General features: G+C 45.4%; 16 protein-coding genes and 1 pseudogene. 5 read left to right on the forward strand and 12 right to left on the reverse strand.

Going from position 1 to position 18398, the window contains the following annotated elements; translation table 11 throughout:
- Nucleotides 1–7: 7 nt before the first annotated feature.
- On the reverse strand, nt 8–1474 hold the full coding sequence (locus SATMO3_RS21860; protein WP_371371887.1) for a PIG-L deacetylase family protein: 1467 nt from the start codon (nt 1472–1474) through the stop codon (nt 8–10).
- Nucleotides 1475–1669: 195 nt separating this feature from the next.
- On the opposite strand from SATMO3_RS21860, the gene SATMO3_RS21865 reads away from it, so the two are divergent.
- Nucleotides 1670–2347, forward strand: coding sequence for an N-acetylmuramoyl-L-alanine amidase (locus SATMO3_RS21865; RefSeq protein WP_371371888.1), 678 nt, complete (start codon nt 1670–1672; stop codon nt 2345–2347).
- Between the two features lie 408 nt (nt 2348–2755).
- Here the strand turns inward: SATMO3_RS21865 and SATMO3_RS21870 are convergent, their stop codons facing one another.
- Nucleotides 2756–2938 carry a hypothetical protein gene (locus SATMO3_RS21870; protein ID WP_371371889.1) on the reverse strand — a complete coding sequence of 61 codons (183 nt, stop codon included), beginning with the start codon at nt 2936–2938 and terminating at the stop codon, nt 2756–2758.
- Nucleotides 2939–3121: 183 nt separating this feature from the next.
- On the opposite strand from SATMO3_RS21870, the gene SATMO3_RS21875 reads away from it, so the two are divergent.
- Complete coding sequence (locus SATMO3_RS21875) at nt 3122–3349, forward strand: hypothetical protein (RefSeq protein ID WP_371371890.1); 228 nt, start codon at nt 3122–3124, stop codon at nt 3347–3349.
- A 75-nt stretch (nt 3350–3424) separates the two neighbouring features.
- Here the strand turns inward: SATMO3_RS21875 and SATMO3_RS21880 are convergent, their stop codons facing one another.
- From SATMO3_RS21880 to SATMO3_RS21895, 4 genes are all read right to left on the reverse strand, one after another.
- Nucleotides 3425–3664, reverse strand: a complete 240-nt coding sequence (locus tag SATMO3_RS21880; protein ID WP_371371891.1) for a hypothetical protein — start codon at nt 3662–3664, stop codon at nt 3425–3427.
- 322 nt (nt 3665–3986) lie between these two features.
- Entirely contained in the window at nt 3987–5606 is a 1620-nt protein-coding gene (locus SATMO3_RS21885; RefSeq protein WP_371371892.1) for a polysaccharide biosynthesis C-terminal domain-containing protein, read from the reverse strand.
- Nucleotides 5607–5643: 37 nt separating this feature from the next.
- A complete protein-coding gene (locus SATMO3_RS21890) occupies nt 5644–6255 on the reverse strand; it encodes a DedA family protein (protein WP_371371893.1) in 612 nt (203 codons plus the stop codon).
- A gap of 313 nt (nt 6256–6568) precedes the next feature.
- On the reverse strand, nt 6569–8116 hold the full coding sequence (locus SATMO3_RS21895; RefSeq protein ID WP_371371894.1) for an ArnT family glycosyltransferase: 1548 nt from the start codon (nt 8114–8116) through the stop codon (nt 6569–6571).
- Nucleotides 8117–8348: 232 nt separating this feature from the next.
- Between SATMO3_RS21895 and SATMO3_RS21900 the strand changes: the two genes are divergently transcribed.
- Together SATMO3_RS21900 and SATMO3_RS21905 are read left to right on the forward strand one after the other, a co-directional pair.
- Complete coding sequence (locus tag SATMO3_RS21900; RefSeq protein ID WP_371371895.1) at nt 8349–10124, forward strand: oleate hydratase; 1776 nt, start codon at nt 8349–8351, stop codon at nt 10122–10124.
- Nucleotides 10125–10448: 324 nt separating this feature from the next.
- Nucleotides 10449–10598 (forward strand): small acid-soluble spore protein P, encoded by a 150-nt coding sequence (locus SATMO3_RS21905; RefSeq protein WP_371371896.1) that lies wholly within the window; start codon nt 10449–10451, stop codon nt 10596–10598.
- A gap of 81 nt (nt 10599–10679) precedes the next feature.
- On the opposite strand, the gene SATMO3_RS21910 is transcribed toward SATMO3_RS21905, so the two are convergent.
- The 3 genes from SATMO3_RS21910 to SATMO3_RS21920 all read right to left on the reverse strand — a co-directional run bounded on the left by SATMO3_RS21910 (nt 10680) and on the right by SATMO3_RS21920 (nt 13090).
- Nucleotides 10680–10970, reverse strand: a complete 291-nt coding sequence (locus tag SATMO3_RS21910; protein WP_371371897.1) for a hypothetical protein — start codon at nt 10968–10970, stop codon at nt 10680–10682.
- Nucleotides 10971–11160: 190 nt separating this feature from the next.
- Nucleotides 11161–12648, reverse strand: coding sequence for a cbb3-type cytochrome c oxidase subunit I (locus SATMO3_RS21915; protein ID WP_371371898.1), 1488 nt, complete (start codon nt 12646–12648; stop codon nt 11161–11163).
- Nucleotides 12649–12661: 13 nt separating this feature from the next.
- A complete protein-coding gene (locus tag SATMO3_RS21920) occupies nt 12662–13090 on the reverse strand; it encodes a cytochrome c (protein WP_371371899.1) in 429 nt (142 codons plus the stop codon).
- A gap of 399 nt (nt 13091–13489) precedes the next feature.
- Here SATMO3_RS21920 and SATMO3_RS21925 point away from each other — a divergent pair, with 399 nt between their 5' ends.
- Nucleotides 13490–14779 carry a hypothetical protein gene (locus SATMO3_RS21925; protein ID WP_371371900.1) on the forward strand — a complete coding sequence of 430 codons (1290 nt, stop codon included), beginning with the start codon at nt 13490–13492 and terminating at the stop codon, nt 14777–14779.
- Nucleotides 14780–14909: 130 nt separating this feature from the next.
- On the opposite strand, the pseudogene tyrS reads toward SATMO3_RS21925, so the two are convergent.
- The 3 genes and pseudogenes from tyrS to SATMO3_RS21940 form a co-directional block, all read right to left on the reverse strand.
- Nucleotides 14910–15839: pseudogene (tyrS, locus tag SATMO3_RS21930) on the reverse strand (tyrosine--tRNA ligase); the annotation flags it as partial.
- 126 nt (nt 15840–15965) lie between these two features.
- A complete protein-coding gene (locus SATMO3_RS21935; protein WP_371371901.1) occupies nt 15966–16496 on the reverse strand; it encodes a TetR/AcrR family transcriptional regulator C-terminal domain-containing protein in 531 nt (176 codons plus the stop codon).
- 345 nt (nt 16497–16841) lie between these two features.
- Entirely contained in the window at nt 16842–18287 is a 1446-nt protein-coding gene (locus SATMO3_RS21940) for a catalase (protein WP_371371902.1), read from the reverse strand.
- Nucleotides 18288–18398 lie beyond the last annotated feature (111 nt).

Here is an 18398-nt window from a genome sequence, read left to right on the forward strand (position 1 = left end):
CATTTATTCAAAATGCAGTATTCACAAACGCGGCGCCGGAATCATTCTTACTCCTCCCGGTTGATTCCTCAGGACCCGCCTTGTTAATCTGCACCTGCTGCCATGCTGTCCGGTCAATAGTTGCCCCGAACCGGTCTTTTGTTGCTGTCTGAATAAGAAAGAACTCCGGTAAGGTTTGCTCGGAGTAAGGAATATTAATAATTACGTCTTCTTTAAACTTGTAAACGGCAGCCGGCAGTAAATCGGTATCTTGGGCGCTAAAGGACAACGACCTGTTATCACGCTTAAGAGCGTCATGACCTGCTTGAAAACCAATAACGGCTATTTGATATTGATGATGTTGCGTAGAAAAACCGGGTATATGAAATCGAAGCCATAAAACGTTATCCTGCACGGCACAATCAATTGCTTCAACTTTTGCGCTTCTCTCCAAAGCCCCTAAAGCACTTGTGCCAACCGGATATACCAATGCCGGTTTTCTATTTTCCCAGGCATTCAAATTTGCCAGTTCAATATTTTTCGATTCAGACAAGGCAATGTGAGGTATGGCCTCTTCAAACAGCTCATTTTTTCTGATAAAGCTTCGCAGAAGACTAGACATAACCGGAACCCGTAATTGGCTCACATATTCATTAAGAGCTTGCTCTTTCACTGCTTCTTGTTCGGCTGTTAATGTATAAGCCTGCCATTGGCTGTTGTAATTATAATAAAGCGGCTTAGGCGGCAACAGCAATCCCTCCGGTTGATAGCCATGTGGAATAGGAAAATCACCGCGATGAATAAGATATGTATATATTTTGGGCTTAGGCAGCTCACCACTGTTAAAAACTTTATAAGCAGCGGCAGATACAAAAGCCCAAGTTGCCGCGTGGTCAGGATGTTCATCAACCGGGTGAGGTGAAAAAATCACACTAGGTGCAAACTCGCGCATAATGGTTTCCAAATCGTTTATTACTGCTTCTCCTGCATAAGGAGTATTTGCCCGAAAGCTGTTTTCATATGGCGAATGATCCCGCCCGGTATAAGGGGATTGATAAGGCTGACTGCTATACCAGTGTTCTGCCCATAGAGCCCTTAAGCCGCGGTCTGGATAGCCAAGAAACGCCAATTGCCGTTGGACTACGCCTAAACGGTCTAAAGCCTGAATAAATTCCTTCTGCCGGGTGTAGCCCGAATGAACATAGTCATCACTGGTCAGTATCAACTGGCGATATTGCTCCTCAACAGCGAAAGTAAAACCGTCGCCGTTGGTCATAGCAACAATCATAACTTGGCCGCCGCCACTTACGACTTCCTGGATAACCCCCGCGCACCCCAGCGTCTCGTCATCACAGTGAGGTGCGATGATAAGCAGACGGGCTTTTCCCGGAACAATTGATATTGCCGGCAGCAATTCACGTGTTTCCGGCTTCTCCTGATAGTAAAAATAAGCTTTATATATGCCAAAGCACACCAGTCCAAGGCAGATTAACATTATAAGTATCCTGGAGATATATCGTAAAAGCATACTGTTCCTTTCGAAATTTTTGATAAAATTCTTGCTGCTTGCATATATTTAGCCAGCAAGAAAATACGTAATGCTTGAAAACGTCGTATTGCTTGGCGATCCGCTGGACTTATATTTTGCATTCTTGCAAAAAAACTCTAATATCAACCTGGAGGAATGGTCATGAAGGTCTTTTTTATTGCCAGACACCAGTCCATTTTTCTATGCCTGCCGGTATTTTTTTTCTTGAGCAGTATCTACGCATACAATCTCGCTTATAATCTGACAGGTAAAATTGTTGTTATCGATGCCGGCCACGGCGGTATTGACCCCGGGGCAAACCGGCCAAATGTACTGGAAAAAGATATTAATTTAGCGGTAGCATTGCAGCTTAAAGATATATTAAACAATTATGGCGCCAAGGTCGTTTTGTCCCGGCAAGCAGATGTCGAACTGAGTGCAGAGTGTGACAATGAAAAGGTTCGCGGTCGCTACCACCGGGATTTGGCAGCCCGTGTTGAAATGGCAGAAGAGTCGGATGCAGACATATTTATCAGCATACATGCCAATGCTGTCGCCAATCCCAAGCAACACGGCGCCGAAGTGTTTTATAACAAAAAATCGGAAAGCAGCAAAGCATTAGCCGAAGCAATTCAAGATGAGCTCTGCAAGGTTACCCAGGCAAACCGGACTGCTAAGGCCGCTGATTACTTTGTCTTGCGCCGCAACAAAATTCCCGCCGCCCTCATCGAGGTTGGCTTCATTACAAATGCCGAGGAACGCTCGTTATTAAAGTCCCCTGAATATCAGGTTAAACTTGCTGAGGCAATTGCCAAGGGGATTCACAATTACTGTCAGTAAGCAAAGGAGACAGGACTCTCCCTATAAAATAATATTGCTTCCGTTCTATGTATTTTCCCAAAACACCGGTGTCTCATTCCTGAATATATTATAAGAGGTACAAAGTCAGAACGCATTCCGCAACGAAAGGTGCTGATAATAACATGAATAGCGATGGGGATAATTTTTTACACTTTTTAGCTGCTCTTAAAGCTTTGATAACAACCTTTGAAAATGACGCCGATGCAATACCAATAAAACTAATAAAGTCGCTGTTAGAACATTACAACTACGACAAACCATAGGTATTGCTAAAGTCTTTTGAGCCATACGCAAGCCCGCGAAAATTCGCGGGCTTGCTGGGGTTATTATCGTGTTTTTGGAAAACGCGTCTCTATACTTTCTAGAAACTGGTGTACTTCATCTCATTTACTTTTTTTCAAGGCGTCGCAGCAATGATTCCTCCATCCGCTTTGCTGCCGACTTGGCAAGGTTGTGTTTTGAATAGGTCAGCATCCCTCGGCAGTGAGCAATGTAAGCGTTGCCGTCAGTCGATAACGGTACGATCCGATATCCCGCCTTACCGACATCAATTATGGCGAAATGGCGCATTTCCGACTCCCCTTTTACGCAGTTTTATATTAGCATATTCGCTTACCGTCCGAAGTGATTCTGATTGCCGGCCGGATAATATTGACTGCAGCTCTTCAATAGTCCTGATTTCGGCCATTATTACCCCTTAATAAAAGCAGCCGCTTAGATAAATACTACTCATAACAATAAGGAGGGATTACCATGGAAACATCGCCAATAACAATATCATCTGAAATTCCAATCGAACTATATGATAAACTGGTACTCCATGCACACGATGTTGGAGTCAATAAAGATACTATAATCCTAAATGCACTCAGGCAATATTTAAAAAGTAATGGTGATACATACCTTTTCGGAGATTACGAACAGCCGGCGCCGGATTATCTGGCAAGCGGCAAAGTCGAAGCAACCCCCGCCGCCCATTGAGGCGATTTTTATTTTCGGGTTGATTATTAAATACAAAATAGAACAGAGCCCGATAAAGGGCTCTGTCGTATGCAGTCAGGCAAGAAAGCTTGCTTTCGGTTTCCTTACTTTTAGCGTTGTTGGCTGCCTGCAGCGCTTATTCTTATTTATATTATCACATCGGCTTACTAAGTTATTGTATTCCTGCATCTTATTTCTGAACTCATGAATAACCCGATTCGTTTCAGGTGAATCAATACCTTTTTTGCTAACAGTCTCATGCAGTAATTCTTGCAACTGTTCTACTTCCTTCCACAGCTCTTTGGGATCATGCATAATTTATACCACCTTTAACGATGATTATGTATATTATTTTACCATTTATTTCCATAAATGTATATAATAAATTATCTAATATTTCCTATTTCCACAAGATTGTACTCATGTATAAACCAGCAGCATAATACCAAAAAAGAATTTAGCTCATATAATTCCCCTATTAGCAACCTTGTTTCCCAGCGAATTCCCACCTTCACAAAGTACAAAAACCTGCTTCCAGCCCGGCAGAAAAACCTCCCATGCAATATAGTTATACTATACGACATAAGAGGTTTTTTCTTTTTAGTCCCAGCTGCGGGGTTCAGGTTATTTCCTGTAATTAGTTTTTATTCAAACCAAAGCGCCAAAAGAGCCGGTGCAATACTGCTCCCACAACCGGAATTCGCTTAAGTTCTTGTTCGTTAACCGCGCCTAATAAGATCACACTTATTGTATATATAAGCATCGCCAAAATGATCAGCAGCAAGGTTGCCTCTGCATCGCCAATCCCTTGTTTGATAGTCACGAGATGTAAAAAATCGATACATATCCCCATAATGGCGGCAGCAAGCAAATATTTTCCCAGTGTTTTCCTATCCATCTGAAACCCGGTATAGCGACAAACAAAATAGTAGTTGAGCAGCGCGGCAACCCCCAGGTCGGCATTGGTTGCCCAGCCTGCACCAGAAATGCCCAGGCTGGGCACCGCAGTCAAATAATAATTGAAAACTACTTTAATAACCGCCGCAACCCCCATGTTAATAACCGGCAGCACGGCATGTCCCATACCTTGCAGCACCCCGGTAGTCACTTGATGAATCCCCAGAAGATATACGCCAAAGGACAACACCCTCACTACCTGGCTGGCTTGCGGCGCATGATATACAAAGGTTGCGATAGGTTCGGCCAATACCCATAAGCCGACAGCAGCAGGAATTGTGACTAAATTGGCAAATCGCATCGCGGTAGCCGTTCTTTGCTGAATTTCGCGCATGTTGCCAGTGACGGCCGCCTCAGATACGGCAGGGACTATGCTGGTAGCCAATGCTGCGGTTGCCATTGTCGCCAGGTTTACTAAAGGCACGGCCATGCCGGTTAAGTAGCCGAATAGCTCTGTAGCCTGTTCCACTGTATAGCCGGCTGCCTCCAGCCGCAGCGGAACAATAAGCAAGTCAAGATTAGCGACAAGCGGCAGCATAATACTGGCTAACGATACCGGCAATGCCAGTTTAACAATTCTGCGTACCATACTGATAACCGGTTCATGATTTTTTTCAGCGGCGACTGCACTGTCAGCAAAATCATTCTGCTGTTTCTCCAGGCGCCAATAATAATAGAGCAACACAAGCAGGCCGGCAGCCGCCCCGGCGCCTGCCCCCATACTGGCTCCGCCTGCGGCATATTCAATCCCTCGCGGCAACAGTAACATCGCAAAGAACAACATGGCCCCTACCCGGAAAATCTGCTCGGCAATTTGCGATACAGCCGTTGGCGTCATAATTTGCCAACCTTGCAGATACCCGCGAAAACTCGAGAGTATAGTGACCAAAAATATCGCGGGTGATAAGGCCTGTATTGCATAATAGGCCCGCGAATCCCTGATTATTTGATGTCCGATTAGCCAGCCGGCGCCAAAATAAACCAGGAGACTTAGTAAAAGACCGGTGACAGCTAATATGCCCATTGACAATTTAAATACGCGTTTACTGCCGGAATAATCCTTAAGCGCCACTTTTTCGGCAGTAATAATTGAAATGGCAACAGGTATACCGGCGGAAGACACGCTTAATGCCAGCAAGTATATGGGAAAGGCCATTTGATACAGGCCAATCCCCTCTCCGCCTAATACCCGCGATAATATAATCCAATTAAGTGAGCCAATTACTTTAACAACCATACCGGCAACTGTCAAAATCAAAGTACCTTGGAGAAGCCGATTGGGTTTTGGGTGTTCTGCCATTTGATGACCGTTATCCTTTCAGAGCTATTGTTAAGGTTCAAGCTTTATCGTGTCCTGGGTGAAGACGGTTCTTCCTATAGTAATAGAATGCCACAATAATGAGTGCCGCTGCAACAACAAAACTCGCCTGGTGGCCAATAGTATTAATCATTTGCCAATTTTCCCCCAGCAATATCCCTGCGTATATTAAAACCATCGTCCAGGGAATTGAACCTAAAACGGTATAGAGGACGAACTTTTGAAAATTCACTCTGGCAAAACCTGCCGGCAGTGATATAAAAGTCCGTATAACTGGTAATAACCGGCTAAATAATGTAGCCTTTAGCCCATATCGGTCAAACCACTTTTGTGCAACGTCCACGTTGCGTTCCGATAGTAAAATATATCGTCCGTACCTCAGGACAAAAGGGCGGCCTCCATAGTAACCAAGAAAATAGGCGCCAATTGAGCCGATAAGGCCGCCTGCTACGCCGGCGACTACGGCCATAGTGAAATCCATTCTGCCTAGGTACACCAGATAGCCTGCAAAGCCAAAAATCAATTCACTGGGTATTGGAATGCAGGCGCTTTCAAGGGCCATACCAATTATGATGGCCGCATAACCCCATTGACCAATATAGTCAACTATCATATGAAAAAACTGTTCCATATTTTCTCCAACTCTCATTACAATTTTTCAAAGGCAGCAGTAACAGAATCCTGGCCGGTACGAAGCTTTCTCCGCCTCCTGCGGCCACTAACCTGTCCTCTACTCTCAATAACAAACGAAAAACCAATTTCATTCGTCGGCACGAAATCCTAATCAAAGCCGTCTTCTATTAGTATGGGGAAATGCCCGGAGGATCAATTCACATTAATACCTGGCAATTGCATAAAAGATACTCTGGCCTCAAACTGCTGTTTTCTCCGCAACGCGACGACAAGTCCCTTGATAAATTCACTAAAGTTATCTGCCTGTCAAATTACCGGTGATCTGCCTTCAGTAATAATGCTACGTCTTGCTGGCTGGCAACCATTTGTAATTTGTTCTGTTCTGCAAACGATAACTCCAGGTATGTTTTTTTCTTAACCACGAAATACGCTTTCCCCGGGTTGTTTGCAACCAAATCTTTGAGCTGCTCGGTAGTTGTCAATTCCATGCCCGCCGTGCCGGTATAGTAGGTAAATCCCGGACGGTAGAATTTTGTCACATACACCGGAGCCTGGCCATCATAGTTCTCCTGAAAGTCGCCAGCCAGCTCTTTCATTGAGAAACTCGGCGCTGCCGCCGGTAAGAGGACACTCATAAAGATGATGACAAATGCAGCCATACCGGACACAAGAACACTTACGAAGGCCTTGCCTTTTCCTGTTTGTACAGTGTACCACGCCAAAGCGAGAAGGATTGCAAAAAGCACTCCGGTCAGCGCTGCTCCGTACAGCAAATCCGTTGTCACTGTTTTAGCGGTAATAAAAAGGGCAGCCTCCAAAATAATAATCAGCAGGGTCAATATTCGTACAGGTGTTTTAAAACTGCCCGGAACATCGGCCTGCAGGCAGTTGTCGATATGCCAGCCGGCAAGCAACGCCAGCGGTGGGAACATCGGCAGAATGTAGGAAACAAGTTTAGTTTGCGACAGAGAGAAGAAAACAAATATCACGGTTGCCCAAATTACAAAAAAAATAAGCGCGCTGCCCTGCTTACTGTCTCGCCTGTTCCGGATTGCCGCTGCTACTGATTGAACCAGAAAAATTGTCCACGGGAAAAATCCCAGTAACAGCACCGGAATGTAGTAATACCACAAACTGCCTGCCGGATGCTCGGGCTGGAGAAAACGGGTTAGGTTGTGAAATCCCAGAAAAGTATTAATAAAATCCATGCCATGATACTGATACATTAATAAATACCAGGGGAGTGAAACCGCCATAACAAGACACCCGCCCGTTATAAGTTTCATTCTCCTTACATTGCTTAATGACCTTGTCACAATCAGATGAATTAAGATAATAACGGCCGGAAGGACAATACCAACAGGCCCTTTAGTAAGCGCCGCCAAGCCGGCAACTATATAAGCAAGATGGTATTTTTGCCGCAAATATAGTAACAAACAGGCTGACATAAAAAATGTTAAGGTCGCGTCAGTAATAGCCGCTTTACCCAGGTAAAAATATTCCAAACTTGTCGACAACGCTAAGGCAGCGATGAGACCGGCCCGCCTGTTCATAATCGACCTGCCGCCGGCATAGACCAATAAAGCCCCGCCCACGGCGAAAAAAGCGGAAGGCAGCCGTGCCGCCGTCTCTGTCTGGCCAACAAATTTCATAGCGCCGGTCACAAGCCAATAATACATCGGTGGTTTGTCATACCAGAAATCCCCATAGATTCTTGGTGATATAAAGTCGTTCGCAGCCAGCACTTCTCTGCCGTTTGCGCATACACCGGTTCGTCCGGGTCCAATAATGGCAGCCCGCCAAGTTGAAATGACATAATAAACCCCGCCACAATCAGCACAAGCATTATTTCCAGCCATGTAGTCTTTTTCATATTGCCTCCATAGAAAACTTCTTTGTATAGCTCATATATGCTAGTACATTGTAAGCACTATACGCATAGGCAGCCCGATCCGAACTGTCGTACTCGAGTATATAGCACATAACTGAAAACAAGCTGAAAAAACGACGATGTAAAATTCCAAAAATCCGTTTATACGCCAGCGGTATCGTTTACACTATACTCATAAATTTTTTTGGGAGGTTCCGGCTATGTATTACTCAAATGGTAATTATGAAGCGTTTGCCCGCCCGGAAAAGCCTAAAGGCGTTGATAAAAAATCAGCTTATCTTGTCGGCAGCGGACTTGCTTCCCTGGCAGCAGCCTGTTTTCTTGTTCGCGACGGGCAAATGCAAGGAGATCGCATCCATATTCTTGAGGAAACAGGCATTTCAGGAGGCGCCTGCGACGGTATTAAAGATATCCATAAAGGCTTTATTATCCGCGGCGGCCGGGAAATGGAAAACCATTTTGAATGCCTCTGGGATTTATTCCGTTCAATCCCCTCTGTTGAAACCGAGGGTGTATCTGTGCTTGATGAATTCTACTGGCTTAATAAGCACGACCCTAACTATTCGCTGATGCGAGCCTCCGTAAACCGCGGCGAAGATGCGCAGACCGGCGGAAAGTTCACACTGTCGGAAAAAGCGTCAATGGAAATTGTCAAACTGTTTATGACAAGAGATGAAAATTTATACGACAAAATCATTGATGACTTTTTTGACGATGATTTCTATGCTTCAAATTTCTGGCTCTACTGGCAGACCATGTTTGCTTTTCAAAAATGGCACAGTGCACTGGAAATGAAACTCTACCTCCAGCGCTTTATCCATCACATCGGTGGTCTTCCTGATTTCTCGGCGCTAAAGTTCACCAAATACAATCAGTATGAATCACTCATTCTGCCGCTGGTGAAATATTTGGATGCTCATGGCGTGAGCATCCAGTATGATACGCAGGTCACCAATGTCATCTTTGACATACAGGGCCGGCAAAAGATTGCAAAACAAATTATCTGCCGGCAGGCCGGCAAGGAAGAAACTATTGACCTAACCGAAGATGATCTGGTATTTGTCACAAACGGCAGTTGTACTGAAAACTCTACGTTCGGCGATGACGAGCATCCGCCGGTGCTAGATACCAATCCCGGCGAGGGCGGCTGCTGGCATCTCTGGAAGAACATCGCCAAGCAGGATCCGTCATTTGGCCGCCCGGAAAAATTCTGCACCGAAATAATGGCGACCAACTGGGAATCCGCTACCGTCACGACTCTTGATGAAAGGATTCCGCAGTACATCCAAAAAATGGCCAGGCGTGATCCATTCTCAGGCAGGGTTGTTACCGGCGGCATTATTACAGTTAAAGACTCCAACTGGCTAATGAGTTATACGGTTAACCGCCAGCCCCATTTCAAAGAGCAGCCCAAAGACCAGTTGGTAGTCTGGATTTACGGGCTTTATACAGATGTTCCCGGCAACTTTGTTAAAAAGCCCATGAAGAAATGCACCGGCCGGGAAATTATCGAGGAATGGCTCTACCACATGGGCGCGCCGGAAACGGAAATTCCTAAAATGGCAAAGACGGGCGCGCACTGTATTCCCTGTATGATGCCGTATATCACTGCATTCTTTATGCCGAGAACGAAAGGCGACCGCCCAAAGGTCGTCCCCGATGGCTGCGTTAACTTTGCATTTATCGGCCAGTTTGCCGATACAGTCCGGGACACGGTATTCACAACAGAATATTCGGTCAGAACCGCCATGGAAGCCGTTTATACGCTGCTTGCTATTGACCGCGGAGTTCCGGAAGTGTTCGCCTCCTGCTATGATATCAGAGTATTGCTTGATTCCACAGCCAAAATGCTGGATGGCAAAAAACTGACCGACATCAAATTGCCGTTTATTGCAAACTTAGTGGAAAAGAAAGCACTCAAAATGATTTCCGGAACCGTTCTTGAGGAATTGCTGGAAAGATATAAGCTCATTTAAGCGCAAAAAAAGAGCAACAGGTAGTTTACCTGTTGCTCTTCACACCTACAGCTATTAAAAAATTGCAAGCAGCAAAAACCATGAATCTATACAGTCGTTCCCGCTTTTTGTTTGCCGGAGCCTGCCAGCGTATTCTAACGCTGGAGAAAAAATTAGCAGTAACCTGAAATTTGCCACGGATAAAACCAAGTAAGGCGTCATAAGCTACGTAATAAGAATCAGGTACAAGCGATAGACCGCAGCAGCCACAGCGGGATCAGAACGCGCAACGAAAACAAGCCCCCAAAAAAATTCATCGCAAGCCTATAAATCGGAGGAGATGACATGACTAAACCCGAAGCTTACCCGGTGGATCAGCCCGACGCGCCCAGGCGTACAAAAAACGATGACAGCAATATGCCTGAACCGCTTTCAGGATCTAAAAAAGTAAAAAATCAAAATCACACCGGCCAGCGCCACGGAGAAGGGTCCTAAATTTATGACAAATGCCCTACAGTTCTCGAAGATCTGTAGGGCATGATTATTCATTTGCTGCAGTGAATTCCTCTGCTTGCTTTAAGCTTTTTCTTTTCCGCCGTTTAACGTTTTTTGCAGCATTTCGGCGGCAGCCATAACGACTTTCTTTGTCTTTCCGCCAACTATAATATGATATTCAGGTTTCCACCAGGACCCGCCGGCCTTAGCAAAAATAATGTTAGTCTGTGGATGCGCAGCTGCTGTTTTTTTCACGCTTTTGGAAATATGGGATTTAAATAGAAAAAGAACAGATAACGCCAATTCGCTGCGGATGGGATTCTGGACACGGTATATCCTATTGTCTTCTTTAATTACTGCCTTGTCGTTCAATTGTAATTGTTTTTCCTGCCGATATTGGTGCTGAATTTTGGGTCCCCCCTTTTTGATTATAGTTTGATTTTATCAGGTATGGGCATGAAAACATATACCCAATTTCATTAAAAGCTCACTCTTATGCCGCCCGCCAAACTGGCGGGCTTTATCCATAACTGCAGGTACTAACAAGCGCGCACCCCATACCTTATGGTTTTATCTTAAGATACTTATCCAATAACAATTTCGTTTTCCGCAAAGTCTGTTCCAAATTATTTGCCGTACCTGCTAATTGCTGAAATCCGTTATGGAGTTCTTTTAACTCAAGGCATCGCTGCTTTTCCAACTGCCGCAGCGCAGGAAAACAAAGCGGAAAATTACTCCAGGCTTTTGCTATAATTACATAGGTAAGGAGAGAGCTGCCCGCAGTGTAGGTCAGCCCGCCTGCCAACCGCAGCAGCAGCCAGGGAAAAATCCCCTGATTTGTTTCCCCAACGGTTAATCTCAGAACATACCAGAAATGCGACTGAAGTCCACCGGCAACAAGTAGGGCCATTGACATAATCAACAAGCCCCCGTTTAGAAGAAGGATCCCAATCCAGCTAAACAAATAACTTTTTTTGTCCAGTACAATTTCCGAGAAAAAAATATAATAGCTCAACGCCAGCACCAGAAAACCGAATACGCCAAAGACCGCCAAATGGGAATGGGCGGAGGTTATGTACGTTCCGTGAATATATTTATTTACAGCCGGAATGGCCATAAGAAAACCAAGTAAGCCCGCCCCAAAGATATGATAAAATATACTGCTCGCGACCATAGCCATAACCATTTTTTCACGTTGTCCAAGCTGGTAAAAGTACTGTATTTTCACAGTCTTCATAATCGAATAAATCAGTAATAATATCGGCACAACCTGGATTGTGCTAAAGGCGCCACCTACCCATATCCAGTAGGCCGGGCCTCCGGCCCAATAATAATGATGGCCGGTAGCCAAAACACCGGTTACGACCATAATTATAATATCCAGATACAGCACATTTTCAATGGTGCTGCGCTGCATACCCGGCAGTGTCATCACGACTGCCGCCAGCACGCCTGTTCCGATAAGTTCTAAGCTCATTTCCTCCCAAAGATGAACCACCCAGAACTTTAAAAATTCTTCTGCAACCGGATGGGAATAACGCAGTATGTTGGGAATAAAAAAAACAATCAGGGTAAAACTCCCCGCCAAAATACTAACCAGAGTCCCCCGGCTTTTTGGCGCCTCGGCTACAATATAGGTGCGTATAAGATTATAAAACAGAATACTGATTGCAGCCGCAATTCCTACCTTGAGAGGACGCAACGCTTCCAGATATTCAATTCCCTCATTGAAGCCGAGGACAAGCGATCCGAGTATTGTTACTATACTTGCTAAGAATATCCAAAAATTTGCTTCTATGAGCTTGAGGCTATAAATTTCCCTGCCAGCTTCACTCCCAAAAAAATAATAGATTATGCCTGTGATGCCAAATAGCGGCCACATAATACTGATGTTAAGGTGAAAGGACCTGCCGGCAGTGTACGGAATCGGTATGGGAGTATCCGGAAATGCAGTTTCCCATGCGCCGCCAAGTGAAACGATCCCCTGAAGACCAAAAAACAAAAAAGTTATCAAGGCAAATTTATAACATAGTTTTTGGGAGGTTAACATCCATCTGCTCCTTTTATCTTACGTCATTCAGGCTCTGCCCTGAATGACTGCGATTATTAGAATCCAGGGGCCAGTCAAGAGTGTCAATGGTATTGAGAAATCTAAGATAAGCTACAATTGCTTCGGCTTCTTCTGCATTAACCTCAACATGGCGCCTTTGTTTGGCTCCGGTTAGTATTGGCGGGTGTACCAGGTACTCTTTAAGTGCCGCTGCGCCTTTTTTCTCATATATTTTCGTAAGGTCGCCCCCTAAATAACCACCGTTGCCAAAAACAGTATGACACTCGATACAGGCTTGCTTTTGAAAGGCAGTTTTCCCCGGTATCGCGTCAGACGGGATAGGCCGCAATGAGGAAATATTAAGAATGGAATGGTAAACAAGTAAGGCAAAGAGGCTTATGGTAACGAATAAGAGACTTAAAAAGGCATAGAACTTAGTCACTGCAACTCCTCCTCTTATCTATTATTTCCGCATTTAGATAAAGTTAGAAGTCCTTGCGTTTACATATTAGCAAGCCATTCCTTGCAGACCTTATGCTTACCATGGATTACTTTGCCGGATCGGTATGCACGTATTGGGCAGCCTAAGTCCGGTCTTTAACCGCCAAACATCACTTTTTGTCAATGGCGGCGGGGTCCTCCCACCAGCATTATTAATAAACAGCCAAAAACCCGTGAACAGTCTCGGACTCAATTGGTTTCCGGATATAGTTGGCGAAGCGGAACGTAACCTTGGGATTCACAAATCCCCGCCTATCCAGTGTACCTGAAAGTCCCATAATATCAACGACTTGCATACTATATTATGTCATATGTATATGCAAGGAGGCAGTTCATAAATATGTCGGATGTTTCCCCTATAAATCGGCCTGAAGCAATAGATACCTCAGAGGATCCGTGTCGGCACTGTAAACACGGAGGCTGCAAACCTTGTAATATTTGCGATTCTTGTGCCCTTTGCAATCCGTGCCACTATTGTGAAGCTGCCGGCGCTACCGGTGCTACTGGCGCTACCGGCGCTACCGGCGTTACTGGCGCTACCGGCGTTACTGGCGCTACCGGCGTTACTGGCGCTACCGGCGCTACCGGCGCTACCGGCGCCACCGGCGTTACCGGCGCTACTGGCGCTACTGGCGCTACCGGCGCTACCGGCGTTACTGGCGTTACCGGCGTTACTGGCGCTACCGGCGCTACCGGCGTTACTGGTGCCACCGGCGCTACCGGAACATTGTCCCCCCCGGTTTCAGTTAATCTTATTTATGTTTCAAATACAAATAGTAATACCGTATCGGTTATAAACGGAATTACCAATACTATTACCGCCACCATTCCGGTAGGTAACACCCCCATCGGAGTGGGTGTAAACCCAACAACAAATCGAATTTACGTCGTAAGTGCATCCGGGGCGACCACAGTCTCCGTCATTGACGGAAATACAAATTCCATTATAGCCACTGTTCCGGTAGACTCCGGTCCTTTCGGAATAGGTGTGAATACGACAACGAACCGTTTTTATGTAGCCAACCAAGCTAGCGGCAATGTTACGGTGATAGACGGAAATACTAATACGGTTACAGCTACTATTGGCATTGGTGCGACGCCGGTCGCAGTAGATGTGAATCCCGTAACCAACCGGATTTACGTGACCAACAGTTCTGCGGGCAATATCTCAGTGATAGACGGAAACAGCAATACTGTTATTACCACAGTTCCGGTCGGGTCAGTTCCGCTTGGTGTAAGTGTGAATCCTTTGACAAATGAAATCTACGTAACCAATAGAAACAATAACAATGTTTCGGTCATTAGCGGCCTTGCTAACATGAGTATTGCCACCATCCCGGTAGGCATCTTCCCATATGGAGTGGATATTAATCCGATAACCAACCGAATTTATGTAGCCAATTTTACCAGTAATAATGTCTCAGTTATAGACGGAAATTCCCACACGGTTATCGCCACAGTTCCGGTAGGAACGAATCCAATCGCAGTAGGTGTAAATCCTTTAACCAACGGAATCTATGCTGTAAATTCCAGCAGTAACAACATCTCGGTCATTGATGGACCTTCCAATACGGTCATTGCCACTATTACGGTAGGTAATCAGCCTGAAGGCCTAGGTGTAAATCTTTAATACAAAAGAAAGACAAAGGACAGGGCTTATGTTTCCAAACATAGCCCTGTCCTTTGCGTGTTGTTTAGCTACTATCCTGTTTTTACAATCCCCAAGGGCAATCAAACCTGTTTCCCATTTTTTAAAGCGCTGCCTTCCGGGCTTCTTCTTCGCCATGAACCAGCTTAGTCAATTCATATGCCAGTATTTTCTTGGCTTCGTTTAACTGACGGCCTTTCCATTCGTCCATTGCGTCAATCTGTTCTAGCGGCAGGAAGGTAAGCATACGTATGCACTTGAGAACATCAGCGTCGCCAATATTACGCCAATACTGGAAGAATTCCAAAGGTGAGGTTTTGTTGGGGTCAAGCCAAACAGCCCCCTTTGCCGTCTTCCCCATCTTGTTGCCTGCGGAATTCATTAGCAGTGTAATTGTCATAGCATAGGCATCTTCGCCTAACTTACGGCGAATCAGTTCCGTCCCAGCCAACATATTGGACCACTGGTCATCGCCGCCAAATTGCATATTGCAGCCGTAATTCCGGTATAGATGATAGAAATCATAAGACTGCATAATCATATAATTGAATTCCAGGAAGGACAGTCCCTTTTCCTTTCTCTGCTTATAGCATTCCGCCCGCAGCATATTGTTTACGGAAAAACAGTGTCCTACATCACGAAGCAATTCAATATAATCCAGTTCTAAGAGCCAGTCGGCGTTGTTAACCATGATTGCCTTGTCTTCACCGAATTCGATGAATCGTTCCATCTGTTGCTTAAAGCAGTTGCAGTTTTGCTGGATTATTTCCGGTGACATCATCGAACGCAAATCTGTCCGTCCGGATGGATCACCAATATAACCTGTCCCGCCGCCCAGAAGAACAACCGGTTTGTTTCCGGCCATCTGCAACCGTTTCATCAGGCATAGCGCCATAAAGTGACCAACATGCAAAGAATCGGCAGTTGGATCAAAACCGATATAAAAGGTGGCATTGCCGCTATTAATAATTTCTTTAATTTCTTTTTCATTGGTAACCTGGGCAATCAAGCCGCGAGCCACCAGTTCATCATAAATTTTCATTATAAACAACTCTAGCCTGCTTCTTTCATAGTTTTTACATATTCAATTTTATTAAAATTCTAGTGGATTAAGCAGTAAAAGTAAAGTCACAGAATGATACATGTGTGTCATTTTGTGACTTTACTTTCAGTCAATATATTTAAGAATGTCGTTTGGCAAAGTTTGCTTAAGCAACCGAACCAGTTTGCTCTTTTCCATCTTCATACCGCTGAGCAGCCATTCAATAACCATGTCTGTACCACCACGCGAGGCTATGTCAATAGCAAAACGCATTGTCTCCGCATTGATGTCAGCCCCCTTAATCGCCAAATATTTCTCATATGTTTTTCTCGTAACCGCAATGTCATAAGTACGCAGACCATTAATATCACGGCTTGCATAGGCATTTTTTAACACACTGTATTTTTCCTGATAAATGTCAAGATAGCGCAGCAAGGCCTCTTCCCAAGTAAGGTCATCTGTTATACGGCCAAAACTGACTTCGTAAAACTGGGCGAAATACCAGCTGACAAGATCATATTTATCTTTAAAATGACGGTAAAAGGTCTTTCTTGAAAGAGATGTGCCTGCTACAATTTCACTAACCTGAATATCATCAAGATTTTTCTTCAGCAGGAGTTTCTCCAGTGACTCAGATAGCAGTTTTTTACTGTTCATAGTCTTTTCTCCATAAGTTGATAAAGTTAGCTTCAGGTGGGGTTTTAATCCCCTCTGAAGGTTAGTCGTCGGATAAAGTGCAATACAACGCCAATACCAGCAATCAGTTTGAGTGGCTGCTCTATAATCATATCTGTCCGCCGGAGTTCCTGCAATATCTTGGGGCCAAAGAAAACCGCAGCCTATTGCTGACCGGCACACGCGAAAGTTGCTAACAGTATTGCGCCGGGCGGTTACGATATCTGCTATCAGCTTTCCCTGACAGGCAAAAAAGTCTCCCGCCCGGCCGCCAACGTACTGTGAAAGCAGCCATACTGCTTGAGCAGTATGGCTGTTTTAGCTTTTTCAGACTTGTAACCCCTGGGCTATTCTACTGCCAAGCTCACTGTCGGTCCGCATGAAATGCTCAAGCATCCGCCTTTGGATCGGCTCATAAGCCTGGCTCAGACTTTCTATTATATTTGAAACCAGGTGTTTCTTTTCCATCCCCGACATACTCCGATATCTGCATCCGGGCTGATAATAATTATCTCCCGGTATTTCCTGCCGACCCACGTTCCCGGAAACATATTCCTGGGGGGTCTTTCCTTTCTTCGGCGCCGCCGCAGGCATCCCGCCCCCTAACGTATTCGGCAGGTAATTGACGATATCATCACTGTTTCTGAATTGCATGGCTCCGTCCTGCATCATGTTATCGACCGGGCTGCGGGGCATATTTACCGGAAGCTGTAAATAGTTGGTACCGATTCGATACCTTTGGGTATCGCCATAAGGAAATATCCGCCCCTGCAGTACCCTGTCATTGGAGAAATCTATCCCGGGGACAATCGCCGCAGGGGAAAAAGCGGACTGCTCGACTTCGGCAAAAAAATTCTCAGGATTTCTATTTAGCATCATTCGGCCCACAGGCAACAGGGGAAACATATCCTGCGGCCAAATATACGTAGGATCCAGGATATCAAAGGGCTGATCCTCTTCCTCCTCGACTTTTATTACTTGCACCTGCATTTCAAATTCAACGGAATGTCCTGCCGCAATGGTATCGTATAGATCCCTGCCGGCCACGTCCGGATCAGTACCGGCAAGGTGAGCGGCTGTCTTGCTGTCGATACAGGCAACCCCCGCACAAGGCTCCCAGTAATACCGCACATACCATTCTTCCCCGCACATATTAACCCATTTGTAAGTATTAACGCCGAAGCCCTGAATAGTTCTATAGCTTTTGACCGTTCCGGTATCTGAAAACAGATAGATAAGAAAGTTCATAGACTCAGGCCTTAGAGACATGAAATCCCAGAAACGGCTGGCCGCTATCGGCCCGCCCCGGACATTGGCGACCGGGTCCGGCTTGATGGCATGAACGAAGTCCGGAAACTGCAACGGATCTCTTAGCGGAAATACCGGGATATGGTTGCAAATAAGATCATAATTGCCTTCTTCCGTATAGAACTTCACGGCAAACCCGCGCACATCCCGCACAGTGTCGGCGCTCCCCAGCGAGCTGCCGGCTACCGAGAATCTGGTAAAAACCGTTGTGGCTTTGTCAGGATCTTGTAGAAAGTTGGCTTTGGTCAGGGGAGCGAATGATTTATAAGGTATAAAATGACCAAAAGCACCGGCCCCTTTAGCATGAAACACTCTTTCCGGAATCTTCTCCCGGTCAAATTGCGAAATCTTCTCAAGATAAATTGTGTCAGCGAGGAGGATCGGCCCTCGTACTCCCACAGTTAGGGAATGCTGATCGTCAGCAACTGGCGCCCCCTGATTGGTAGTCAGGTATCGTTTGGTCATGTGTTCACCTCCGTTAAAAAAATCTGGTATGATTATATTCAATTTGTAGTTATTTAAGAATGAAATAAATAAGGTTCCACCGCAACAGTGAAAAAAACCGCAGCAACCATC

Source organism: Sporomusa aerivorans (genome assembly GCF_041428895.1).
GTDB classification, from domain to species: domain Bacteria; phylum Bacillota; class Negativicutes; order Sporomusales; family Sporomusaceae; genus Sporomusa; species Sporomusa aerivorans.